The organism is Flavobacterium glaciei (assembly GCF_003350545.1).
GTDB classification, from domain to species: domain Bacteria; phylum Bacteroidota; class Bacteroidia; order Flavobacteriales; family Flavobacteriaceae; genus Flavobacterium; species Flavobacterium glaciei.
The window spans coordinates 155,523-181,847 of record NZ_QQBA01000003.1 but is presented as its reverse complement, the minus strand read 5'-3'; the positions used below and the strand labels follow the sequence as shown (position 1 = coordinate 181,847).

The window sequence follows — 26,325 nt, the reverse complement described above, 5'->3', positions numbered from 1 at the left end:
ATTTGATATGTTGAAAAACAATTTAAAATACTTCTTCTTTCTATTGCTTTTAATTACTGTTGGATGTGCAAAAAGAGGATCTATCACTGGCGGTTTGAAAGATACCATTGCTCCTGTTCTAAAAGTAAGTTTCCCGAATAATTTCAGCAAAAATTTCAAAGGAAACGAAATCAAATTAGTTTTTGACGAGAACATTAAACTCAAGAACCTCAATAAGCAATTGATTATTTCACCTCCCATGAAATACGAACCATCAATTCTGCCTACTACTCCCACTAAAACTATTACCATAAAAATCAAAGATACATTACAACCTAACACTACTTACAGCTTTAATTTTGGACAAAGCATCGCTGATAATAACGAAGGAAATCCATTCAATCAATTTAAATATGTCTTTTCAACTGGTGATTATATTGATTCTTTAGACCTAGGCGGAACGATAAAAAGTGCTTATGATAAAGAAGTAGAATCATTTGTTTCGGTTATGCTTTATGACGTGAATGACGCTTTTAAGGATTCTGTAGTTTATAATGAAAACCCTAGATATGTAACTAACACCCTTGATAGTCTGAAGACTTTTCGTTTTGAAAATTTAAAAGCCGGAAAATACCTTCTTGTAGCTATGAAAGACTACAACAATAATAATAAATACAATCCAAAAACGGACAAAATAGGTTTTAGCAAAGATTATATTACAATTCCTAACGATACCATTTACGAGTTGGAATTATTTAAAGAAGCACTTCCTTTTAAAACTTTCAAACCAATTCAAGCATCTGGAAACAGATTATTATTGGGATACGAAGGCGTTGTCAATTCATTTGCTGCCCTCCCTAAGTTAATCTTAAAAAACAATACAGAAGTACTTTCTAATATCATTACTAAATTTCCTAAAAAGGATTCCCTGCAGGTCTGGTACAAACCCATCAAAGTAGACTCGCTTAATTTGGCTGTAGCCAAAGATAAATATGAAGCAAATTTTACCTTTAAAATAAAAGACCAGAAAAAGGATACTTTAAGCATCTCTGCATTACAAACAGGAAACTTAAAGTTTCGAGAGCGCTTTACATTAGAAAGCTCAACTCCATTAATACGCATTGAAAATTCTAAAATTAATTTAGTCAACAGTACAAAAACTGTAGTTCCTTTTACGACTGAATACGACGAATTTAATCAGAAATTATATTTTGACTTTAAAAAGGAACCCTCAGAAAATTATATTTTTGAAATTTTGCCAGGAGCCTTAACTGATTTTTTTGAAAAATCGAATGATACATTGACTTACAAAATAAACACAAAAAATACCTCAGACTATGGGAATCTGACAGTGGCTTTAGAAAATGTAAAACAATTTCCAGTTATTATCGAATTAACGAATATCAAAGGTGATGTTTTGGCTTCTGAATACTCTGAAAAGAACATTCCAATAGAGTTTAATTTAATCGAACCCGAACTTTACACATTACGCGCCATTTATGATTCCAATAAAAACAAGGAATGGGATTCTGGTAATTATTTAGAAAAACGACAAGCCGAAGAAGTTATTTATTTTTCGAAAGAAATACCTGTGCGTGCCAATTGGGATGTTAATCAAATCTTTGATTTAAGCATTCCCTATACCCCCGAAATTAAAAAGAAAGAAGCAAACAAAAAACTACCCTAATTATCTTTTAGTTCAAATGCATCTCGGTCATTTAGAAAACCAAGCTTTTGTCTCGTTTCTAGTAATTTTTCTTTGTTTAATATTACGACAAAACTACCTTCCATTTGGGTAGGCTCTTGTAAATAATAACCTAAAAAATCAACAGCTTGCGAATGTCCTACATATTCATACCCATTACCATCAGTTCCTAATCTATTAACTCCTACTGCATAACACATGTTCTCAACAGCTCTCGCCTGCAGTAGAATATCCCAAGCATTTACTCTTGTTTTTGGCCAACTGGCAACATAAACTAATAAGTCATAATCCTCTGTATTTCTGGAAAAAACTGGAAAACGCAAATCATAACAGATTAAAGGACAAATTTTCCAACCTAAATATTCAATAATGTACTTTTCTTTACCTGCTACATAAGCAACGTTTTCACCAGACAACGTAAACAAATGTTTCTTATCATAGTACTCTACATTTCCCGAAGGTGCAACAAAAACAAACCTATTAAAAAACTGATCACCCTCTGTAATCACTAGACTACCCATAAAAGCACAATTTCTACTGACAGCAAGTTGTTTTAACCAACTTAAGGTTTCGCCCTCCATACCCTCAGCAACACGTTCAGGATTCATGGTAAAACCACTAGTAAACATCTCTGGCAAGACTATTATTTGTACATCCAGTTGTATTTCATTGATTTTGGATTCAAAATACGCACGATTTTCTTTAGGATTTTCCCATGCTAACGGAGCTTGAATGAAGGCTATTTTCATTTTTTCTAATTTTCTATAAAAATAAGAATTCTATACATACCATAACTTGCTTATATTAGCAAAAAAAAACTAACACATGAAAAAAATAGTAGTAGCCATTGTTCTATTAACTCAGTTCGTACTTCAAGCACAAGAAAAAACAGGAGCGCAACAATTTTGGGAAAACCTTCAAAAACAATGCGGAAAATCATTTGAAGGAGAAATCAAAGAAGGTGCTTCGAATGATACTTTTCGGGATAAAAAACTAGTAATGCATATAAGAAGCTGTGATAAAAACACCATTAAAATTCCGTTTTTTGTTGGTGAAGACAAATCAAGAACATGGGTTTTGACATTTGAAAACGATAGAATTAAATTGAAACATGATCACAGACACGAAGATGGAACCGAAGATAAAGTAACACAATACGGCGGTACGAGTCCAAATTCAGGGAGTGCTGGTATTCAATTTTTTCCAGCGGATCAAGAAACATTAAATTTAATTCCAAACGCCGCTACTAATGTTTGGTGGATAACAATTGATGAGACTTCATTTACCTATAACCTAAGACGCATAGGTTCTGATAGATTGTTTACGGTAAAATTTGATCTAACAAAAACAGTAGCAACACCAGCTGCGCCATGGGGTTGGAAAGACTAAATTAATATTAAACATAAATTGTAAACATAAAAAAACGCATTCAATTTTATCATTGAATGCGTTTTTTATAATTATGAATATTTCGTCTTGAGAATTTTGTCCTAAAGACTAACTAATTATCCTTTTAAACTAGCAGATAAATATTCTCTATTCATTCTGGCAATGTTTTCAAGTGAAATACCTTTTGGACATTCAACTTCGCATGCTCCAGTATTAGTACAGTTACCAAACCCTTCAGCATCCATTTGAGCAACCATGTTCATTACACGATCAGCAGCCTCAACTTTACCTTGTGGCAACAAAGCATATTGAGAAACTTTAGCAGACACGAACAACATAGCTGATGAGTTTTTACAACTTGCAACACAAGCTCCACAACCAATACAAGTTGCAGCATCAAATGCTCTATCGGCATCATGTTTAGGAATCAAAATAGCATTAGCATCGGTTGGTTTTCCTGAAGTATTTACTGATACAAATCCTCCTGCATGTTGAATTCTATCAAAAGCACTTCTGTCAACAACTAAATCTTTAATTACTGGGAAAGCTTTTGCTCTAAACGGCTCTATAAAAATAGTATCACCATCTTTAAACATTCTCATGTGTAACTGACAAGTAGGAACACGTCTGTCTGGTCCGTGTGCTTCACCATTAATGTATAAAGAACATGATCCGCAAATACCTTCGCGACAGTCATGATCAAAAGAAACTGGTAAATCTCCTTTCTCAATTAAGCCTTCGTTAAGCACATCAAGCATTTCAAGGAAAGACATATCTTCCTCAATACCATCTAATGGATACTCTACGATTTTACCTTCTGCTTTGGCGTTGGCTTGACGCCATATTTTTAATGTAAGTTTCATATTTTCTTTCGTTTGAAAGTCTTAGACTCAAAAGTGGCATTACCATCATTTTTATCTCGGACTGATTCCTATTTATAACTACGCGTTACTAGTTTAACATTGTCATAGACTAATGGCTCCTTATGAAGTATAGCCTCACTTGGTTTACCCATGTACTCCCATGCTGCTACATAAGCATAGTTCTCATCATCTCGTTGTGCTTCACCATCCTCAGATTGATATTCTTCACGGAAGTGACCTCCACAAGATTCATTACGGTGTAAAGCATCTTTAGCAAACAACTCACCTAACTCTAAGAAATCAGCAACACGACCTGCCTTGTCTAATTCTTGGTTGAAACTGAAAGCATCTCCAGGAACTTTCACATCTCTGTAAAACTCTTCTCTTAGTGCTGCAATTTCTTCAATAGCTTCTGTTAATCCTTTAGCGTTACGAGCCATACCTACTTTGTTCCACATGATTTTTCCAAGTTTCTTGTGGAAATAATCTACAGAATGTGTACCGTTATTATTGATAAATTTATCAATACGTGCTTTTACGTTTTTCTCCGCTTCTTCAAACTCAGGTAAATCAGTAGAAATTGTTCCTGTTTTGATATCCGGCGCTAGGTAATCACCAATTGTGTATGGCAATACAAAATACCCATCGGCCAAACCTTGCATCAAAGCAGAAGCTCCAAGACGGTTCGCTCCGTGATCAGAGAAGTTAGCTTCACCAATACTGAAACAACCCGGAATTGTAGTTTGTAAGTTATAATCAACCCAAATACCACCCATAGTATAGTGTACTGCTGGGTAAATCATCATTGGGGTTGTGTATGGATCCTCATCAACGATTTTCTCATACATTTGGAATAAGTTTCCGTATTTATTAGCTACAATAGCAGCTCCTAATTTTGTTATTAACGCTTTGTCATTAGCATCAAGACCTTTAACATACGCTTGTTCTTTTCCGTAACGCTCAATTGCTGCAGCAAAATCTAAGTAAACTGCTTCACCTGTTTTGTTCACACCAAAACCAGCATCACATCTTTCTTTAGCAGCACGAGAAGCAATATCTCTTGGTACTAAGTTACCAAATGCAGGGTAACGACGTTCTAAATAATAATCTCTGTCAGCTTCAGCGATTTGTGTTGGTTTTAATTTTCCTTCACGAATAGCTTGCGCATCCTCTAATTTTGCAGGTACCCAAATACGTCCGTCATTACGTAATGACTCAGACATCAAAGTCAATTTAGACTGATGATCTCCAGAAACTGGGATACAAGTTGGGTGAATTTGTGTGTAGCATGGGTTAGCAAAGAAAGCTCCTTTTTTGTGTACTTTCCAAGCTGCAGTAGCGTTGCTTCCCATAGCGTAAGTTGACAAGAAAAATACGTTTCCGTATCCTCCAGAAGCAATAACAACTGCGTGTGCAGAGTGACGCTCTAACTCACCAGTTACCAAGTTACGAGCAATAATTCCTCTTGCTTTTCCGTCAACAAGAACTAAATCTTGCATTTCGTGACGTGTATATGATTTTATCTTTCCACGACCAATTTGACGGTTCATTGCAGAATAAGCTCCTAATAACAATTGCTGTCCTGTTTGACCTTTTGCATAAAAAGTTCTAGCTACCAATGTTCCACCAAAAGAACGGTTGTCTAGCAAACCACCGTACTCACGAGCCAAAGGCACACCTTGCATTACACACTGGTCAATAATATTTACAGAAACTTCTGCAAGTCTATGTACGTTAGCTTCTCTAGAGCGGTAATCTCCTCCTTTTACCGTATCGTAAAACAAACGGAAAGTAGAGTCACCATCACCTTGATAGTTTTTTGCTGCGTTGATACCCCCTTGTGCAGCAATAGAGTGCGCACGACGAGGTGAATCTTGAAAGCAAAAAGTTTTTACGTTATAACCTAATTCAGCTAAAGTTGCAGCAGCAGATCCTCCTGCAAGTCCAGTTCCAACAACAATAATATCAATATTACGTTTGTTCGCTGGGTTTACTAAATTGATGTGATTTTTATAATTTGTCCATTTGTCCGCTATTGGACCATTTGGTATTTTTGAATCTAAAGCCATTTATAATTTAATATTAATGATTAAAATGATGAAATAATGCAATGAAAATAAAGCCTACAGGAACTACAATTGCAAAAGCATATCCCAATTTGTGTAATGATCTAGAGTATTTATTGTTGAACCCAACAGATTGAAACGAAGAGTTGAAACCGTGCCATAAGTGCAATGACAATAACACAAATGAAACACAATAAATAGCTGTACGAATAGGATCTACAAATTTATGTTGCAACTCACCAAAATAACGAGTCTCGTCAAGTGGCTTTACATCAACATACTTGTATACCATTTCTGGTACCCAAAAATCATAAAAGTGTAAAAACATAAATGCTAATACTACTAAACCAGTAATAATCATGTTACGTGATGCCCATGATGAGCTAGCTGCACCATTATTTTTTACATATTTTATAGGTCTTGCACTTTTGTTTTGAAAATCTAAAACAATACCCATGATAAAGTGAAAAATTACACCTATAATAAGAACAGGCTGAATCACAAACTGAACAAGCGGATTGTTACCCATAAAATGAGAAATCTCATTGAATGTGTCTGGACTAAAAACCGAAGTACTGTTTATAAAAAAATGTTGTGCTAAAAATAAAATTAAGAAAAGTCCAGAAAGCGCCATAGCTACTTTTTTTGCAATCGATGACTTTAATAATGAAGATTTTGCCATAAGAATTTAGTTGTATTAATTTAAAAAATCATACAAAAATAGGGCAATTAGAAATGAACTACAACCTTTTCGCTATAATTTATAATGATTTTAAAGTGTTAAATCAAAAATACCTGCAATGCCACAAAAATCAATACTTGAGAGTCTAAAAACCTAGATTTTTATTAGACAAAGATTAAAGAAATTAAAATTATTTATGAATCCTACAAAAACAGATTTCTTAAAATAAATCTTCTTTTTTATGATATCTATAATTTAGGTAATTTAAAAATTATAATTCTTTAAAAGTTAACAAATTACAATTTAAAAAACACAAATAGAATAACAATTTCCGCGCATATTTCTAATTTTATAAACAAAAAATTCAAAATGAAAATCGGAATCGACGCAGTAGCATTTGATGTTGCAAAAATACACCTTCCAATACCCACATTGGCAAAAGCCAGAAATATTGATCCTGAAAAACTACAAAAAGGACTTGGATTAGAAAAAATGACCCTTCCAGATGTACACCAAGATGTTGTGGTTTTTGGGGCCAATGCCTTGACCAAGCTTATCCAAAATTACAACATTGACCTTAGTAAAATAGCTCGCATTTACGTGGGTACCGAAAGCAGTATTGACAGCTCCAAACCTATTAGTTCGTTCTTAATTTCATTGATGGAACAAAAATTTGGAGAAAATACCTTATCAAATTGCGATGTAGTCGATTTTACTTTTGCTTGTATTGGAGGCGTAGATGCAATGCAAAATTGTATTGATTTTGTTACGCTAAACCCAACAAAAAAAGCCATTGTTGTAACGACTGATTATGCCAAGTACGACTTGAATTCCAGCGGAGAATACACACAAGGTGCTGGAGCTGTTGCCTTATTGATAGCTTCAAATCCTAGAATTATTGCTTTTGGAAACACTTGGGCAACAAGTACCAAAGGGGTTTTTGATTTTTTTAAACCCTACAGAACGTTAGCAAAAACTGATATAACTGGAAACGACGCAAACGAAGCTTGGTTTGATAATTTAGAAAGCGAAATAGAAATTCATAAAGACCAACCGGTGTTTGACGGGCAATACTCCAATCAATGTTATATGGATAGAACCCGAGATGCTTATTTTTCGTTCAAGAAATTAAAAAATACTTCTCAAACAGTTTATGAATCATGGACCAGCATTGTCATGCACCTACCCTACGCGTATCAAGGCCGCAGAATGCTTAGTGAAATTTATGCTTTGGATGCCTCCAATAGTACTTTGTCAGGAGCAGAAGAAACTACTGTTTACCAAAACAAACTAAAAGAAATCAGCAAAAGTGAAGCCTACATAGAATTTGTGTCTAAAAAATTAAAGCCTGCCGAACTAGCTTCGTCATTGATAGGAAATCTTTATACAGGCTCTATTTTTATGGGCTTATTGTCAACAATAGCTCATTTTTATGACACTAAAAAAGAAATTTCCGGAAGTGTATTTGGTTTTCTAGCCTATGGAAGCGGCTCGAAGTCAAAAGTATTTGAAGGAACCATTCAACAAGACTGGCAATTAGCCCTGAAAGACGTAAGTCTTTTTGAAACCCTCGAAAAGAGTTTTGAAATTGACTTTGAAACTTACGAAAAACTCCATAAAAAAGAACAACACCAAAGCGTTTGTAGCCCAAAAAACGAATGGATTTTAGATCGTATTGAGAGCGAAAATCCCAACTTATTAGGGGCTCGTTATTACAAATGGGTAGATTAACATCCTATTGGAAACAATAAAAAATTAAATAACACAGATTTCATCAATTTAATTTTCGATTGCTGAAATCTGTGTCCACTATAAAACACTTAGTTTTAAGTTCTAATTTCAACTAAACTTCGTCATGTATTTCTGGACGATCGCTTCGGTGTTTTCATTCCTAATTTTTTGTTCCAATTGAATAGGAGGCGAAGCACGCTCCAGACAATCTTTTACGGCACAAGTTTCACAAGTAACACCTACTATTTGTTTTTTGAGCGACTCATTTTCGATGAACTTAAACTTTTTCTTCATTCCTGCTGTCATCAATATTCCAACAGAAATACTTCGGATACAATCTGTTTTAAAAGGATCTGGCGTAGCCGATGAAAAAACGAGATACTCATTTTTACTGTTTTCGTAACTAGAGATTTGGGCGTCAAAAAAGTGATTTTTTCCCTGTTTAATAGATTCTTCAATCGTACGTATAGAAACCCATCTGCGGCAGTAATGCTCGTTCATTTCATTGGCATGCGGCTCCTGCTGATTGGTGATGTGCAACTCTTTTTTTATTTGATAAGTATCTGTTCCTTTTTGGTGCGAAAGTCGTAAGAAAAACAAATTTTTGAGATTAAAATCTTTTGGTAAAATATTAGTCAAGCGCTGGTAAAAAGACTCAGGAGACACATTAAACTGGTTCATCAACTGAACCATTTGTTGCGGTTTAGGATTTTCTAGAGCTAAGAATACATTTAGCTCGTCTATAAGATGTTGACGCGGTAACAGCAAAGCGCCAGCAAAATAAGAGGCGTAAAAATTATTCAACACTTGGTCAAAATTATCAAATTTTATCCAGCTAAACGTATACAATCGCTCCTTGATCTCCATGTAATTGTATGCAATTTCTTTGGCTAAAATAAACGCTTTTTGTCCTTCATCAATATCATTTGATAGCAATAAGGTTTTACTAGAGGGTACAAAAATGGAACGTAAATCACCCAAAGCTTCGTGCTCTGTAAAAACCAACTCTTGAATGGTATATCCATATTCTTCCACAAGAATTGCCTTGAGTTCTGTGATAGAAATATTAGCGGTTAAGTCTACATGAAACGCTTTGCAAAACAGAATAACTTTCTCCTCTAAATCTTCAAAATAATTATTGTGGGCCTCTTGATAAGAACGAAGCGCCGCCAAGAAAAAACTTTCTCTGGTGAGGTTATAGTGTTGTGCAATTTCGATAATGGTACTGATAAAAGCATTGACCTTAGCGGGTGCATTAGCAATAATATCAATTAAATCTGCTTCTTGAATTCCAAACAGCTCCAGCGGAATCTCTTTTAAAATCCCAGATTTTAATATTTCACCAATAGGTGCTAGATTATTATCTAGTTTCAATGAAACCATGTGATCATAAGTCACCTCTAATTTCTCCGCTAATAAAATAATCTTATCCGTTTTGGGGTATTTCTTTCCTTTCTCAATTTCGTTCAAATACGATTTTGAGAGCGCTGTGATTTTGGCCAAACCAAATAAAGACAAATTTTTAGCCGTACGTGCTTGCTTTAATTTTAGTCCAAAAATAAGCTTGATATACTCTTTCTCTATGTTCATAATTCAAATATAAGACAAAAAATATTTTCGCCAAAAAAAAAATTTTTACATTTTAGCGTACGTTCGCTATTTTTATTAAAAACTTTTTGTATCATTGCAGTGTTAAAAAACAGTATTTACAATAAAAAAAGATATTTAGTTATGGAAACGAGCCAAAAAACAGAAATTAAAGAAATATATCTAACCAATATGTTAAATTTTTCAATAGAGACTACCGAGTGTTATCCTGAAATTTTAACCGATGAAGCAATAACATTCCTTTCATTACTTCATGAAAATTTCAACAATGAACGTTTGTTGTTATTACAAAACAGAATAAAACAGCAAGATTTATTTGATGCAGGCGCACTACCTACTTTTCCATTGGAAACAAAAGAAATTAGAGAAGATAATTGGGAAGCAGCAAAAACGCCAGATGATCTAACTGACCGAAGAGTTGAAATAACAGGGCCTGTAGATCGTAAAATGGTAATCAATGCACTGAATTCTGGTGCCAAAACTTTCATGGCTGATTTTGAAGATAGCACTTCCCCAACATGGAGCAATCTTATGACAGGACAGCAAAACCTGAAAGATGCCGTGAACAAAACAATAACTCTTGAGGATCCTATTAAAAACAAAAAATACAGTTTAAACGAAAAAACTGCCGTGTTGTTAGTCCGCCCTAGAGGGTTACACCTACCAGAGAAGAACATTTTAATTGGCGGTGTACAAACTTCAGGATCACTAATTGACTTTGGGCTATATGCTTTTCACAACTATAAAAAACTTATTGAAGATGGTACAGCACCTTATTTTTACATCCCAAAACTAGAGCATTATCTTGAAGCAAGATGGTGGAACGAAGTTTTCCTATTTACACAGGAGTATTTAGGAGTAAAAAAAGGAACATTCAAAGCAACCGTTTTAATCGAAACTATAACCGCCAGTTTTCAATTGGACGAAATTATTTATGAACTGAAAGATCATATTGTTGGTTTGAATTGCGGCCGATGGGATTACATTTTTTCATATATCAAAAAACTACGAAACAATCCTAATTTCATTGTCCCAAACAGAGATCAAGTCACCATGACAGCTCCGTTTATGAGTGCTTATTCACAACTGGTAATTCAACGTTGTCACAAACGTAACATACACGCTATAGGCGGAATGGCAGCACAAATTCCGATTAAAAACAACGAAGAAGCCAACACGATAGCTTTTAACAAAGTAATTGCCGACAAAGAACGTGAAGTTAAAAATGGACATGACGGTACATGGGTAGCACATCCTGATTTGGTTCCGCTTGCCATGGCTGTATTTGACAAATATATGCCTTCCAAAAACCAAATTGATGTAAAACGAGAGGACGTTCACGTAACCGAAAGCGATTTACTGGAAACTCCAAAAGGAACCATCACAGAGGAAGGCGTTCGAAAAAATATCAGTATTTCTGTTTTATACATTGCATCGTGGCTCAATGGCCAAGGAGCAGCAGCATTGCACCACTTGATGGAAGATGCTGCAACTGCGGAAATTTCTAGATCACAACTGTGGCAATGGCTACAAAACAAGGTTATCCTAGAAAACGGAAAACAACTAAACACCAATTACTACCATAAACTAGCCATGGAAGAATTTGAAAAAATAAAAAAACTAGTTGGGGATGAAAATCATGAGAAACAAAAATACATTCTAGCGGAACAATTATTAGATCAACTGGTGGTAAACAAGAATTTTATAGACTTTTTAACCCTACCAGGATACAAATACATTTAAAAAACAATTGCAATAAAATAAATATCAAAACAATAGTAAACACCATTTAACCTTTACAAACACTATGAAAACTACCGAAACAAGAATTCAAGAATTAGTTACAGACTGGATTACAAACCCAAGATGGAAAGGCGTTGAGCGCCCTTACACTGCTGAGGAAGTTGTTAAACTACAAGGTTCTTACCAAATAGAACACAGCGTTGCAAGACTAGGAGCAACTACTTTATGGAATAAACTAAACGCACAAGATTTTGTAGCCGGACTAGGAGCACTAACAGGAAACCAAGCTATACAAGAGGTAGAAGCTGGACTAGACGCTATATACTTGAGCGGATGGCAGGTTGCAGCCGATGCAAATGTAGCTGGCGAAATGTACCCTGACCAATCATTATACCCTGCCAATAGTGTTCCGCTTGTAGTAAAACGAATCAACAATGCACTCTTGAGAGCAGATCAAATACAGGTTGTAAATGGAACTACTGATAAAAAAGATTACCTAGTTCCTATTGTGGCTGATGCCGAAGCTGGTTTTGGAGGAAATCTAAATGCTTTTGAATTAATGAAATCCATGATCGAAGCAGGTGCAGCAGGTGTTCACTTTGAAGACCAATTGAGTTCAGCTAAAAAATGCGGTCACCTTGGCGGAAAAGTATTAGTTCCTACGCAAGAAGCGATCAATAAATTAATTGCAGCCCGACTTGCAGCTGATGTTATGGGAACACCTACAATTGTTGTTGCTCGAACTGACGCTGATGCCGCTAATTTATTAACCAGCGATATTGATCCGAGAGACGCCAAATTCATTACCGGAGAAAAAACTGCCGAAGGCTTCTTTTATGTGAATTGTGGAATTGAACAAGGAATTGATCGTGGCTTAAGCTATGCACCGTATGCTGATTTAATTTGGATGGAAACTAGTAACCCTGATTTAGCATACGCTAAACAATTTGCAGAGGCCATTCACGCGCAGTTCCCAGGAAAAATGCTAGCATACAATTGCTCTCCATCTTTTAACTGGGCTGCAAAATTATCTGTAGCCGAAATGGAAACCTTTAGAGAAGACCTTGCTGCTATGGGATACAAATTTCAATTCATTACATTAGCTGGGTTTCATGCCTTAAATACAAGTATGTTTGAACTTTCAAAAGCCTACAAAGAAAGAGGAATGGCGGGCTATTCTGAGTTACAAGAAAGAGAATTTGCTTTACAAAAACACGGTTTCAAAGCAGTGAAACACCAAGGATTTGTAGGAACTTCTTATTTTGATGCCGTGCAAAACACCGTTACAATAGGTAAATCAAGCACTACTGCCATGAAAGATTCTACTGAAGTAGCACAATTTTAAATAAATATCGGTCATAAAAAAAGCACGATTTCTAATAGAATCGTGCTTTTTTGTATTGGTGCTAAAGTGATTTATTTGGAGTCATAAACCTCAAAATTTACAACTTCTTTGTCTTTTCCTTTCTGGATGCTTACTTTATTAACCGAAGGTTGCAAATAGTATTTTCCTGTTTTGGCAGGTTCCCATTTTAGTTTTTTGTCCTTAGCCAACGCTTTTTCAACAATTGCTTTGGGTACTGCTAAATCATAAATGTACTTATTCAATCCTTTTTTGGTAGCAAACTTTTGCGAAAGCAGCACTTCCTTGTTTGGGTTTTCTATTTGTACCACAACCTCTGCATCAGAGTTGGAGTAAAACCAAATCTCAGCTTTAGGATCAGTAGGTTTTGACCACACACTCCAGCTATTACCCCATTCCTTTGATTTTTTTATCTTTTTTGGTTCCAAAACATGGATGTTTTTTGCTAATACTTCATCAGTTAGTTGACTAACAGCATCTACATTTACTTTATATATAGAACGACCGTGTGTACCAACAACCAAATCTTTTACTTTCTTTTGAATCACTAAATCATGTACCGCCACCGCTGGCATTCCGTTTGAAAAATCATCCCAGTTTTTGCCACGATTTAATGACACATACAATCCATTGTCAGTTCCTAAATACAATACGTTTTCGTTTGTTGGGTCTTCTGCAATAGCATTTACTGGACTAGTAGGAATGTTGCTAGCAATACTGGTCCAATTTTGACCGTAATCATCAGACACATAAACATAAGCAGTAAAATCATCGTTACGATAGCCGTTTAAGGTAGCATAAACACGTTCTTTTTTATGAGTTGAAGCCACAACGCGAGTTACCCATAAATTTTGAGGTAAGTTGGTTGATATTTTTGTCCAATTGACACCCCCATCTTTTGAAACATGAATCAAGCCATCATCACTACCCGTGTACAACAAACCAAACTGCAATGCACTTTCGCTAATGCTAGCCAGCGTTCCGTAAGCTACATTTCCTTCTTTAAAACCTTGCGTCAAGTCAGGTGAAATCGCAGTCCAAGTTTGTCCTTGATTCATAGAACGGTGCAAAAAGTTCGACCCCATATACAAGATGTCTTGGTTGTGAGACGAAAGCAAAATTGGTGTTTGCCAGTTGAAACGGAATGGTTTCTCGTCTTTTTTTGGCTTAGGCGAAACATATTCTCTTTTGCCAGTAGCGCGATCGATACGGTAGTAATTCCCAAATTGGAAACCCGTAAAAACAATATTCGGATTGCGTTTGTCTATTTGAACTTGCATTCCATCGCCACCCATTAAACTTTCATAAGGATACTTTCCGGTTTGTAACCATTCTGAGGAAAAAATATAGTTGCTTGGACCAACCCAAACCCCATTGTCTTGCATACCGCCATAAATATTATACGGCTCTTGCTCGTCAACATTTACCGCATAAAACTGACTCACACCATGTGAATTTCCCTTAAACCAATGTGCACCATCGTCATAAGAAATATTCAATCCGCCATCATTTCCGTTGATTAAATGACCTGGTTTAGCTGGATTTACCCAAACCACGTGATGATCAGAATGTACATTTTCTTCGCTAATACTTGTAAAGGTTTTACCACCATCGTCTGATTTGATTACCGGAACTCCAGACAAGTAAATTTTATTTGAGTTGGAAGGATCTACCGATATTGCGGCAAAATAATAACCGTAGGAAGAAAATAAATCATCAATAAAGTTTTGATTTGTTTTTGTCCAATTTGTTCCTCCATTAGTTGATTTGTAAACTTCGGCACCAATTACTTCGGCATCAGCCAAACTATTGATAGATGCTAGAACTACTTTACCTGCTTCATTAGGCTGAACGTATCCATTCTCTACCCAATGTTTGATGTTTTCAGCTCTATATTTTTCAGTTAATCCATAATTTTTCAAAATCGAATTCAAACTTTTGTTGGGTAATTTCAAAAATTCATCTCCAGGCAGAGCAAATGCAGCTGGCAAAGCTGTACTTTTTTTACTATCCAAAGGTCGCTTGTACTGATTATCTAGAACAGCATACACAGTAGCATCATCATATACTGCGAGACCAATTCTACCAACACCTTCGCCGTTAGGGAAACCGCTGTTTGCTGCAGAATATAATTTCCAAGTCGCTCCGGCATCTTCACTTTTATAAATTCCTGATGCTGCACCGCTACCTACAAAATCCCATGCTTTTCTGTCTTTAGTCCAAGCAGCTGCGTATTGTATTTTAAAGTTCTTTGGCGAAACAGCCACATCAATAATTCCCGTCTGATCGTTCACAAAAAGGGTTTTATTCCAAGTTTTACCACCATCAGTAGTTTTATAAATACCGCGTTCCTCATTTTTTGTGTACAAATGACCTACTACTCCAACTACTACTTCGTTCGGATTCGTTGGGTTGATAACGATACGGCTAATGTGGTGACTGTCGGTTAATCCCAAATTCTTCCAGGTTTTTCCTTTATCATCAGAGCGTAAAATTCCGATTCCCGCATACGAGGAACGCGACGAATTCACCTCACCAGTTCCTACCCAAATCGTTCCGTTTTTCCAGTCAATAGCAATATCACCTACATTTTGCGTAGGCGCATTATCCATAACCGGCACAAAACTCATTCCGTTATTATTGCTATACCACAAACCCCCTGATGCGTAACCTACATAAAATTCGGTAGGATTTTCAGGATTTACATCTACATCAACTACACGTCCGCTCATTACGGTTGGACCCACATTTTGTAAATTTAGACTCTGAAAAAGCGATTGTTCTTGCAGTTGTTTCTTGGCCACTAAACTGTTTTGAACCGCCTCAGCAGAGACTTGTGCAGACACCACGGTTTGTACAATAAAAGCAGTTAGGAGTATTCTTTTTTTCATAGGATTAATTTTTTGATGCCGAAATTTAAGGATAAATACACGTACCAAAAAATTTTATACTCTAATTAACACCCGTTTCTTTCAAAGTTAGTATTTTTGAATAATTAATATAAAAAACTAAAATTGCATCCCGTAAATTATGGTTATCTATAAAAATACACATCAAGATTGCATTTTACCATACTAAAATAAAAAAACCAACTCATGAAATACCATCAAATTGACCGCGATTTATTTATAAAAAACAGAGCCAAATTCATGGCGCAAATGAAGCCAAAAAGTGTTGCTGTTTTTAATTCGAATGATATATATCCAGTTTCGGCTGATAGTACTTTGCCTTTTGCACAACACCGTGACATCTTTTATTTGAGTGGTGTAGACCAAGAAGAAAGTATTTTATTGTTGTTCCCTGATGCTCCGTATGAACACCAACGCGAAATGGTTTTCTTGAAAGAAACCAGCGAACACATTGCTATTTGGGAAGGGGAAAAACTAACCAAAGAACGCGCTTACGAAGTAACCGGAATCAAAACCGTGTATTGGCTACAAGATTTTGAAAAAGTGTTGTTCGAAATGATGACGCACGCCGAAACCATTTACATCAACACCAATGAGCATTACCGCGCCACGGTAGAAACCGAAACCCGCGAAGCCCGCTTTGTAAAATGGTGGAAAGAAAAATATCCTGCACACTCCGTTGCCAAAAGTAACCCAATCTTACAACGTCTACGCTCTGTAAAAGAAAGCGAAGAATTAGATTTGATTCAAAAAGCCTGCAACATCACTGAGCTTGGTTTTAGACGATTGTTGCCTTTTGTAAAACCAAATGTTACTGAATACGAAATTGAAGCCGAATTGATTCACGAATTCATACGCAACCGCTCTCGTGGTTTTGCCTACACGCCTATCATCGCATCGGGTAACAATGCCAATGTTTTGCACTACATCGAAAACAACCAACAATGCAAAGCAGGCGACTTAATTCTGCTTGATGTAGCTGCTGAATATGCTAATTATTCTAGTGACATGACGCGTACCATTCCCGTTTCTGGTCGCTATTCATCTCGTCAAAAAGAAGTTTACAACGCCGTATTGCGTGTAAAAAACGAAGCTACCAAAATGTTAACCACAGGCACGCTTTGGAAACAATACCACATTGAAGTGGGGAAATTAATGACCTCCGAATTACTAGGTTTAGGACTTATTGACAAAGCCGATGTGCAAAACGAAAATCCAGATTGGCCCGCTTACAAAAAATATTTCATGCACGGTACTTCGCACCACATGGGGTTAGACACGCACGACTATGGTATTTTGACCGAACCGATGCAAGCCAATATGGTATTTACAGTTGAGCCTGGGATTTACATTCCTGCCGAAGGTTTTGGTATCCGTCTTGAGGATAACATCATCGTTCAAGAAAGTGGCGAACCTTTCAACATGATGCGCAACATTCCTATCGAAGTCGAAGAGATCGAAGACCTCATGAATAGCTAATTCCTTAGCACATACAGCCAAATCGGTTTACAGCAATGTAAACCGATTTTTTTTGGGCACAACCCAGCCTCCGTAAACTACGGCTGTGTCGGGCTATTCGCTACAAGTCCTCGTCTCTTGCAAAAGTCCGAGACTGTGGGCTTTCCGCTACAAATGAAATTCACTGAACTCCTATAAAAATAAAAGTACAGTGAAGTAATCCCTTGCGCGCTATGACGAGAAATGTATAATTAAAAAACATCAATTCCAAAATTCATGTTAAAGATGTAACGTTATAATCACCGTTCCGACATATTTTAAATAACAACTATTTTTTAAAGTATATTCAATATGTAATTTAAACTATTAAGAAATTAAGAAAAATAAAGCACTCATTCTTAATGAAACTTAATTTCTTAATGGTAAAAAACAATTATAAAAAATAAAAATCATGCAAGCACACGAAATCGATTACCACATTTATGGCGAAGAAATGCAGTACGTAGAAATAGAACTAGATCCTCAGGAAGTTGTCGTTGCCGAAGCCGGAAGTTTTATGATGATGGACAACAACATCCAAATGCAAACCATTTTTGGAGACGGTTCTGGTCAAGAAAACGGATTGTTTGGCAAACTACTCAGCGCTGGAAAACGAGTACTAACTGGAGAAAGTCTCTTTATGACCGCATTCATCAACCAAAACAATACCAAAAGTAAAGTGTCATTTGCATCGCCTTATCCTGGGAAAATTATTCCAATCGATTTGATGCAATATGGCGGTAAGTTCATTTGCCAAAAAGATTCTTTCCTATGTGCGGCCAAAGGCGTATCAGTAGGAATCGAATTCACTAAAAAACTGGGAACAGGTTTGTTTGGAGGCGAAGGTTTTATCATGCAAAAAATCGAAGGTGATGGAATGGCCTTTGTACATACCGGAGGAACATTAGCCCAAAAAGAATTAGCCGCAGGCGAAGTCCTAAAAGTCGATACCGGTTGTATAGTAGGATTCACAAAAGATGTAGATTATGACATCGAGTTTGTAGGCGGAATCAAAAATTCTCTTTTTGGTGGCGAAGGATTATTTTACGCTACATTACGCGGACCAGGAACCGTATTTATTCAATCTTTACCTTTCAGTCGCCTTGCCGACAGAATCATTGCATCGGCACCTAGAGCAGGCGGAAGCAGCCGTGACGAAGGCAGTTTATTAGGCGGTTTAGGCCGACTGATAGACGGCGATAACAGATTTTAAAACTTAAGGCTCTCAGAAATGGGAGCTTTTTTTTAACATATAAGTCATTTAAGTATTGTAATGAAATGAACAAGTGACCTTACATGACTTATATGTTTATTTTTTTTATTCCGGCTATCACCAATATTCATCCAAAAAAATCTAAAACTTACTTGACTTATATGTTTTGAAAAAATTAAAGCTTTAGTTTTGTACCTGCTAAAAGAATTCAAAATTGAAACAAATCCTCTTTAAAAACACCACCATTTCCTATACCGATGCAGGAAAAGGAACGGCCATTGTTTTACTCCACGGTTTTCTGGAAAACAAAAGCATGTGGGATTTTTATGTCCCAAATTTGGCGAAAAAGAATCGCGTCATAACCATTGATTTATTGGGTCATGGCGCCACAGAATGTTTGGGATATGTGCATACCATGGAGGACAATGCCGACGTAGTTCATGCCGTTTTATCAGAATTGCGCATTCGCAAAGCTATTTTTGTAGGGCATTCAATGGGAGGTTACGTGGCTTTGGCTTTCGCCGAATTGTATTCAGATACTGTAAAAGGATTGGTTTTACTCAACTCAACAGCGAGAGCCGACAGTGAAGAGCGCAAAAAAAATCGAGACCGCGCCATCAAAGCCGTGAAACAATCTTTTGTAAATTTCATTTCGCTTTCGATTGCTAATTTGTTCAGCGAAAACAATAGAGAGCGACTAGCTACCACAATTGAAAACGTTAAAAAAGAGGCACTACAAACGCCCTTGCAAGGAATTGTTGCTTCACTAGAGGGCATGAAAATCAGGCAAGATCGAGAAGTATTGCTGCACCTTACGCCTTTTCCGAAACTTTTAATTTTAGGAGAAAAAGATCCTGTTTTGAATTATGAAGAAACCAAGGAACAAATAGAAAACACGGCAGTTCAACTTATCACTTTTCCTGATGGACACATGAGCCACATAGAAAATCAAGACGAATTATTAGCTGTTCTATTGTCATTTTTTAAAAGTATTTAGAACATACCAAATTTTAAATATCCTTTTTCAATGAGTTCGTTTTTATCTTTTAAATGATGCATTTTCCCATCTTTCATTAACGCTAGTTTGGTAGAAATTTTAATCACATTTTCATAATTATGATCTGTTATCAAAATGCCTTTTGTAGCAGACATGTTCGTGATTAATACATTTATGTTTTCAATCATAATGGGCGACAAGCCGTTGTATGGTTCATCAAGCAACACAAATTTTGAATCATTGTTCAAGATTAATTTAATTTCTAGATACCGTAATTCCCCACCAGACAAATGTTTGATTTTTTTACCCAACATAGACTGTATCATGGCATCTGCAAAAAAATCTTTTACTTTGGCTTTGGCAATGCTCAATTGAATAGTTTTTTGTACTGAAAAAGAATTTGGAATAAACGAATCCTGAGGTAAATAGCTAATTTCTTTTAACAGCTCACTTGTTTTTGACAGCACTTTTCCACCAACCCGAACAAATTTAAAATCAGCTGATTCTATTCCGAAAATAATCTTCAATAATGTAGATTTACCAGAACCGTTTCGACCCAAAAGCCCAAGAACAGTTCCCGTTTCACATTTCAAATACACATCCGAAAGAATAATTTTTCCGTTGTATTGTTTTTGTACGCTATCTACTTCTAAAATACTTGTTGTCATATGAAATTCAATATAACGTTCACAACAAGAATGAAGATCATCGAAAAGAAAAAATTAATCAGAAATGAATAAAAAACAACCTGAATTTTTGAAAGACCGTTGTTGCAATAAAACAAGTATTCGTTTTTAGCATTTACTTCTTTAATCAAAAGACTAATGAAAAATCCAAAAAATAACAGTACATATTTAAAGATTTCAAAACCTCCAAAAACACCTGCCACAGCACTTATAGCAATGTTTATAGCCAAAGTACTTTTGTAAAACTCGTAACTATTATTTAATTTTCTGATAGTATATTAATTAAATTATTTTTTCTTTGAAAGGCGTATTCTCATCGAGAATTTCACTCAAAAGCAACACCAATTGCTCCAGATAATTATTCAGCATTTCAGTCGAAATAGTAGTTTGTACTTCTTTATCGATTTTAAAATTAAAAGGTAAGAAACCTGCTTTTAGATTTTTGAAAGAGATAATTCCAGCTTCAATCGGTTTTCCTTTTGCTTCGGTTTCATACATAAAAGCGTAGGCAAGCACTTGAATGATTTTATCACTTTTAATGTCTTCAGTGAGTCCGTTCCAAGATTTTAAAGTCACATTCGCTTTATCCACTTTTCCCGTTTTATAATCGATGATTCTAATAATGCCATTTCGCTCTTCAATGCGATCCACATTTCCTCTAATTAGCACTGGAAAAGGCAAACTAGGATGCTCTAACATGCGTTCAAAAGTTTGTTCCAACGCAATAATTTTGATTGCATCACCATTTTTAATGGTTTTTAATTCTACTTTCAAGAAATTAGAAACGTTCCGTTTGGCTACCTCAAAGGCTAATAAATTCCGTCCTTTTTTGATTTCGCCCTCTTTGTAAACAAGTTTAAATTGCTTGAGTACCTCATCATCTATTTGTTTGAAACAATTTAAAATATCACTTTCAGAAATAAATTTATCAATAAATGGTTCGTATAAAACACGCAAGGTTTCGTGAATAATGGTTCCCAGCGTATTCAAAGCAATATTTTCTTCCACCTCTTCCACTTCGCTAATGCGTAAAATCTTTTGGAAATAAAACTGAATCGGATTGCGGATATAACTCGTTAATGCCGATGGCGAAAATCCTTTTTCAGCAATTTCTTTCAATCGCAGCATGACACTTTCTGACTTAGGAATTACTATAGGTTGGTACGCCGTATCTGGTAAAACGGCATTGTAAATCTCATGCGTAATGGTATGATTTTTTTGTTTTTCAACTTCCAGTTGCGTTATAAACCTACTTTTTTCACCAGCATCTAATCCTTCACTTTCTGTATTATACAGCAAATAAATATTTTTAGCACGTTGTAGCAAATGATAAAAATGATAGGTGTAAATAGCGTCTTTCTCTTTAAAAGTTGGTAATCCTAACTCTCTTTTCACATCATAGGGAATAAAAGAATTCTGAGATTTGCCTGCAGGGAATTTGCCTTCATTCATAGAGGTGACAATGACCGTATCAAAATCCAAAACCCTACTTTCGAGAACTCCCATAATTTGCAAACCGTTCAATGGCTCTCCCTCAAAGGAAACTTCAGCCAAGTCAATAACCTGCTTATAAATAGCATAAAGTGTCTCTATTTTATCAATATGTTCATGTTTAGAATAGTAGTTTATTAGTTTATTGATCACTTTAAAAATAGCAAAAACAAAGGCCTTTGTAATTTTTTCTTCCTCATTATCGTTGCTTAAATTCTCTTTTATGGTTTGCAATAATTTAGAAATAGTTTCTAAAACAGGAATCGATCCACTTTCCCATTTTTGAAATAATAACAAAAACAATTCACTAGGCTCAACTTGTAACTCCATCAATTTATGATGCATGATAAACGTATAATTATTTTGATTGATAATTTTTACCAATGCGCTGGTGCTGGCATAGGGTTCAACCAAAGGATGTGTTAGAATATCTAAAACATCTTTATAATACAAAACATAACTCTTAGCGTTTCTAGAAAGTGCATTAGTATGCATCTTAAATAATTTACTTATCAAGATTTGAGCTGGATTATTCTTGCTGGAATAACCCATTGTAATATTTAAAGCGCCAACAGTTGATGGCAACGAATATAAAAGTGGCGCCAAGAGATTTTCATCACCTAATACTACAGCTACTTTATCAAGTTTACCAGCAGCCTCAGCTGTTATTGATTCAAGAATTTCATTTTCTACAATATGCCCTGCAATTTTAGCTTGACCTATCGTTTTAGGTGTTCCAATAACATGTATGTTTTTAGTTTGCGAAAAATCATCCACTATCCATTCAAAAGGGTTTACCTTATAATGTCTCCAATTTTCTTTAAATCTTCGCACAAAAAGTCCTGCATCATGATACGGATCATTGAGAAACGTTTGGTCTACATCCCAAAAAATTTCAGCTTGCTCATTAGTAATTAGGTGTTGAATTATTTTCTCTTCGGCAGCATTTAAAGCATTAAAACCCGCAAAAAGATACTTTTTATTCTGAACTGTTTCAGAAAAACGAACTAAATTAAAAACTGCTTCTCTATAAATTAATCCTTGGTAACCCACTCCTTTTTTTAGCAAATGACTGTACAGATTTTGGTAATAAGTGGGCAATAATTTCCAAAAATCAATGTACTTTTCTAACAAGGGAGTTTTGTTTTCTACCTCAATTCCCCATTTTTTGATATCTTCAATATCTTTTAAATAAGAGAGGACGTGTGCAGGATCTAACAAATACCGATCTATTTCATTGAAATCTTGCAATAAAGTTTTGGCCCAGTTGGCAAACAGTTCAAAGGTTTGTTGGCTAGTTTTATCAGTTATAGAAAGATATACTTCATAAAACTCAAATAGCAACTCAATAGGGTCAATAGTGCGTATACCCGCAATATCTTGAATAAAATCCTCAATGCTAATGATTTCTGGAGCAAACACATTAGTAGTAACTTGACGTTTTAAAGCTTCAATAAGAAATATTTTAGCTCGCTTATTTGGCAGCACTACGATTGTATCCGAAAAACGGGTTGCATATTTTTCTATTAAAACTGTAGCTATTTTATCTAAGAAAGTAATGTTTGTCATTTTATAAAAATAAAAAAAACGCCTCGATAAATCGAGGCGTTTTCTATAAATATTTTGAGGAAATTATTCTTTGATTAAAGAAATTTCAACTCTTCTGTTTTCAGCTTTTCCTTTTGCAGTTTTGTTAGTTGCAATTGGTTTAGTTTCTCCAAAACCAGTAGATCTTAATCTATCAGTAGCGATACCGTTTTCAATTAAATAGTTCTTAACAGCAGCCGATCTGTTTTCAGATAAAGTTTGGTTAAGTTCATTACTTCCATCGCTATCAGTGTGACCTTCGATTATGAATCTTGAATAAGGATATTCTTTTAAGATTGAAGTAATTGATTGTAAAACTGTGTAAGTTCCTTTTTGGAAAGAAGATTTACCAGAATCAAATAAGATTACTTTACCGTAGTTATTTAAAGTTTTTAGAACTTCTTCTGAAACTTCTGGACAACCTTGGTTAGCAACAGTACCTCTAACTTCTGGGCATTTATCATCTTTGTCTAAAACACCATCTCCATCAGTATCCGGCCAAGGACAACCTGCGTTTTCTTTAGGACCTGCAACAGTAGGACATTTATCATCTTTATCAGCTACTCCGTCTCCGTCAGTATCAGGACAACCTCTCAATGAAGCTAAACCAGCAACTTCTGGGCAATCATCATCTTTATCAGCTATACCATCTCCATCAGTATCAGGACATCCGTTGAATTCTTTTAAACCCGCAACTTCTGGACAATCATCAGCACTGTCTTGGATTCCATCTCCATCTGTATCAGGACATCCGTTGAATTCTTTTAAACCAGCAACTTCTGGACAAGCATCATCTTTATCATAGATTCCATCTCCATCTGTATCTTTACCTCCGAATTTGAAAATAAGACCTGCTGAATGTTGAAAATGAGATGGAGCATCTGGAGCTCCTGAAGCATCTTCTCTCTCACCAAATGATTTTTTATATCTAGTAGTAAGTTCTAAACCTACATTTTCAGTAACCCAAAAAGTTAAACCAGCACCAGGGTTTAAAGTTCCAAAACTACTATCTCCAAGGAAAGTATAACCTCCACCAATGGATAGAGAAGGATCAATAACTTTAGAATTAATCATATTCATTAAACTATATTTAATAGTCGCATCAATACCATAATACATCAAATCTCCAGGATTATTTACTACGTATCCACGTGAATCATGACCAACTGCAGTTGGATCAAATCTTACAAACCTATTAATCTTATTCACAGAACCCGACAGTCCAAATGAGAAATTATCTCCAATGTAACTAGACACGCTAATATAAGATGCAGTAGGAAGAATATTCCAGTTGTCTTTAACTGCAAATGGCTGAGAGAAATGTTGATCTAACCAATTATGTCCTCCTTCAGCACTAGCTTTAGTGTCTACGGCATTAACTCCAAAAGATATTGCAAATGGATTATTTCTGTCTTGTGCATGAGAACTTAATCCCATGACCATCATTACAGCAACTAAAAGTTTGTTGAGATGTTTCATACTTAATTTTTTTGATTATAATTATGTTAATTGTTAACAAAAGTAATGCGTAAATTTTTAACTACAAAACTAAATGTTAAAAAAAACCTGCAAAAACCACCAAAAGTGGAAATTATACAACTTCATGTTAAAATTATATAACATTTAGCATTTTACCAACTTCAACAAAAGCACTGATAGCCTTATCTAGATGCTCTTTTGTATGCGCTGCTGACAATTGTACTCTAATTCTCGCTTTATCCTTCGGTACTACAGGGAAAAAGAATCCAATGACATAAATTCCTTTTTTCAACAACTCATCTGCCATTTTTTGTGACAATTTTGCATCATAGAGCATAACTGGAACTATCGCAGAATCACCATCAATAATATCAAAACCAGCTTTTTTCATCCCGTCTTTGAAATAATTCGTATTCGATTCCAATTTATCACGCAATGAAGTATCCTTTTCTAATAATTCAAATACCTTTATAGATGCACCAACAATTGCTGGCGCTAAAGAATTAGAAAACAAGTACGGTCTGGAGCGTTGACGCAAGATTTCTATAATTTCTTTTTTGGCTGTAGTATATCCTCCCATAGCACCACCAAGCGCTTTTCCAAGAGTTCCTGTAACAATATCTACTCTTCCCATTACACCTTTTGCCTCGAGAGTTCCTTTTCCAGTTGCGCCAATAAATCCAGCTGCATGACATTCATCTACCATAACCATTGCGTCATACTTATCGGCTAAATCACAAATTTTATCTAGCGGCGCAACTAATCCATCCATAGAGAAAACACCATCAGTAACAATTAATTTAAATCGAGTTCCAGTTTCAGTAGCTTTGATTAATTGTTGTTCTAAATCTTCCATGTTACTGTTTTCATAACGATAACGAGCCGCTTTACATAAACGAACACCATCTATAATAGAAGCGTGATTCAAACTATCTGAAATTATCGCATCGTTTTCCCCTAATAAAGGTTCAAAAACTCCACCGTTAGCATCAAAAGCTGCTGCGTATAGAATTGTATCCTCTAAACCGTAAAACTCTGATATTTTTTTCTCTAATGTTTTGTGAATATCTTGAGTTCCACAAATAAAACGAACTGATGACATTCCGAAACCATGCGTATCTAAGGCATCTTTTGCAGCCTGAACTACTTCTGGATGAGATGACAATCCAAGATAATTATTGGCACAAAAATTCAGAACGGTTTCTCCTGTAGAAATAGTAATTTCTGCTCCTTGAGGAGAAGTAATAATGCGTTCTTTTTTAAAAATCCCATTATCCTCTATAGTTTGCAATTCTGCCTGAAGATGTTCTTTTATTTTTCCGTACATTTTATATGTT

18 protein-coding genes are annotated in these 26,325 nt (G+C 35.5%); 8 read left to right on the top strand and 10 right to left on the bottom strand.

What is annotated here, in order from left to right:
• Positions 1-7 precede the first annotated feature (7 nt).
• A complete protein-coding gene (locus tag DFR66_RS04255) occupies positions 8-1,666 on the top strand; it encodes an Ig-like domain-containing protein (RefSeq protein WP_114753607.1) in 1,659 nt (552 codons plus the stop codon).
• On the opposite strand, the gene DFR66_RS04250 is transcribed toward DFR66_RS04255, so the two are convergent.
• Positions 1,663-2,433, bottom strand: coding sequence for a nitrilase family protein (locus tag DFR66_RS04250; protein ID WP_114753606.1), 771 nt, complete (start codon positions 2,431-2,433; stop codon positions 1,663-1,665). The genes DFR66_RS04255 and DFR66_RS04250 overlap by 4 nt on opposite strands.
• A 76-nt stretch (positions 2,434-2,509) precedes the next feature.
• Here DFR66_RS04250 and DFR66_RS04245 point away from each other — a divergent pair, with 76 nt between their 5' ends.
• Positions 2,510-3,073, top strand: a complete 564-nt coding sequence (locus tag DFR66_RS04245) for a hypothetical protein (RefSeq protein ID WP_114753605.1) — start codon at positions 2,510-2,512, stop codon at positions 3,071-3,073.
• 116 nt (positions 3,074-3,189) lie between these two features.
• Here DFR66_RS04245 and DFR66_RS04240 read toward each other — a convergent pair whose 3' ends face one another.
• The 3 genes from DFR66_RS04240 to DFR66_RS04230 all read right to left on the bottom strand — a co-directional run bounded on the left by DFR66_RS04240 (position 3,190) and on the right by DFR66_RS04230 (position 6,684).
• A complete protein-coding gene (locus DFR66_RS04240) occupies positions 3,190-3,936 on the bottom strand; it encodes a succinate dehydrogenase/fumarate reductase iron-sulfur subunit (protein WP_086453870.1) in 747 nt (248 codons plus the stop codon).
• A 68-nt stretch (positions 3,937-4,004) separates the two neighbouring features.
• Complete coding sequence (locus tag DFR66_RS04235) at positions 4,005-6,005, bottom strand: fumarate reductase/succinate dehydrogenase flavoprotein subunit (protein ID WP_114753604.1); 2,001 nt, start codon at positions 6,003-6,005, stop codon at positions 4,005-4,007.
• A 13-nt stretch (positions 6,006-6,018) separates the two neighbouring features.
• Positions 6,019-6,684 (bottom strand): succinate dehydrogenase cytochrome b subunit, encoded by a 666-nt coding sequence (locus DFR66_RS04230; RefSeq protein ID WP_114753603.1) that lies wholly within the window; start codon positions 6,682-6,684, stop codon positions 6,019-6,021.
• 369 nt (positions 6,685-7,053) lie between these two features.
• Here DFR66_RS04230 and DFR66_RS04225 point away from each other — a divergent pair, with 369 nt between their 5' ends.
• Complete coding sequence (locus DFR66_RS04225) at positions 7,054-8,415, top strand: hydroxymethylglutaryl-CoA synthase family protein (protein ID WP_114753602.1); 1,362 nt, start codon at positions 7,054-7,056, stop codon at positions 8,413-8,415.
• A gap of 108 nt (positions 8,416-8,523) precedes the next feature.
• Here DFR66_RS04225 and DFR66_RS04220 read toward each other — a convergent pair whose 3' ends face one another.
• Positions 8,524-10,005, bottom strand: a complete 1,482-nt coding sequence (locus DFR66_RS04220) for a helix-turn-helix domain-containing protein (protein WP_114753601.1) — start codon at positions 10,003-10,005, stop codon at positions 8,524-8,526.
• 189 nt (positions 10,006-10,194) lie between these two features.
• Between DFR66_RS04220 and aceB the strand changes: the two genes are divergently transcribed.
• Positions 10,195-11,766, top strand: coding sequence for a malate synthase A (aceB, locus tag DFR66_RS04215; RefSeq protein WP_114753704.1), 1,572 nt, complete (start codon positions 10,195-10,197; stop codon positions 11,764-11,766).
• 64 nt (positions 11,767-11,830) lie between these two features.
• A complete protein-coding gene (gene aceA / locus DFR66_RS04210) occupies positions 11,831-13,111 on the top strand; it encodes an isocitrate lyase (protein WP_114753600.1) in 1,281 nt (426 codons plus the stop codon).
• 71 nt (positions 13,112-13,182) lie between these two features.
• On the opposite strand, the gene DFR66_RS04205 is transcribed toward aceA, so the two are convergent.
• Positions 13,183-16,020 carry a WD40/YVTN/BNR-like repeat-containing protein gene (locus DFR66_RS04205; protein WP_114753599.1) on the bottom strand — a complete coding sequence of 946 codons (2,838 nt, stop codon included), beginning with the start codon at positions 16,018-16,020 and terminating at the stop codon, positions 13,183-13,185.
• Positions 16,021-16,224: 204 nt separating this feature from the next.
• On the opposite strand from DFR66_RS04205, the gene DFR66_RS04200 reads away from it, so the two are divergent.
• The 3 genes from DFR66_RS04200 to DFR66_RS04190 all read left to right on the top strand — a co-directional run bounded on the left by DFR66_RS04200 (position 16,225) and on the right by DFR66_RS04190 (position 19,745).
• On the top strand, positions 16,225-17,517 hold the full coding sequence (locus DFR66_RS04200) for an aminopeptidase P family protein (protein WP_114753598.1): 1,293 nt from the start codon (positions 16,225-16,227) through the stop codon (positions 17,515-17,517).
• 430 nt (positions 17,518-17,947) lie between these two features.
• Entirely contained in the window at positions 17,948-18,748 is an 801-nt protein-coding gene (locus tag DFR66_RS04195; RefSeq protein ID WP_114753597.1) for a TIGR00266 family protein, read from the top strand.
• A gap of 214 nt (positions 18,749-18,962) precedes the next feature.
• Positions 18,963-19,745, top strand: coding sequence for an alpha/beta fold hydrolase (locus DFR66_RS04190; protein ID WP_114753596.1), 783 nt, complete (start codon positions 18,963-18,965; stop codon positions 19,743-19,745).
• Here DFR66_RS04190 and DFR66_RS04185 read toward each other — a convergent pair.
• From DFR66_RS04185 to kbl, 4 genes are all read right to left on the bottom strand, one after another.
• Positions 19,742-20,413, bottom strand: a complete 672-nt coding sequence (locus tag DFR66_RS04185; protein ID WP_114753595.1) for an ATP-binding cassette domain-containing protein — start codon at positions 20,411-20,413, stop codon at positions 19,742-19,744. The two genes, DFR66_RS04190 and DFR66_RS04185, sit on opposite strands and share 4 nt — an antisense overlap.
• A gap of 300 nt (positions 20,414-20,713) precedes the next feature.
• Positions 20,714-23,491, bottom strand: coding sequence for a PD-(D/E)XK nuclease family protein (locus DFR66_RS04175; protein WP_114753593.1), 2,778 nt, complete (start codon positions 23,489-23,491; stop codon positions 20,714-20,716).
• 63 nt (positions 23,492-23,554) lie between these two features.
• Positions 23,555-24,988, bottom strand: coding sequence for an OmpA family protein (locus DFR66_RS04170; RefSeq protein WP_114753592.1), 1,434 nt, complete (start codon positions 24,986-24,988; stop codon positions 23,555-23,557).
• A 133-nt stretch (positions 24,989-25,121) separates the two neighbouring features.
• Complete coding sequence (gene kbl, locus DFR66_RS04165; protein WP_114753591.1) at positions 25,122-26,315, bottom strand: glycine C-acetyltransferase; 1,194 nt, start codon at positions 26,313-26,315, stop codon at positions 25,122-25,124.
• Positions 26,316-26,325 lie beyond the last annotated feature (10 nt).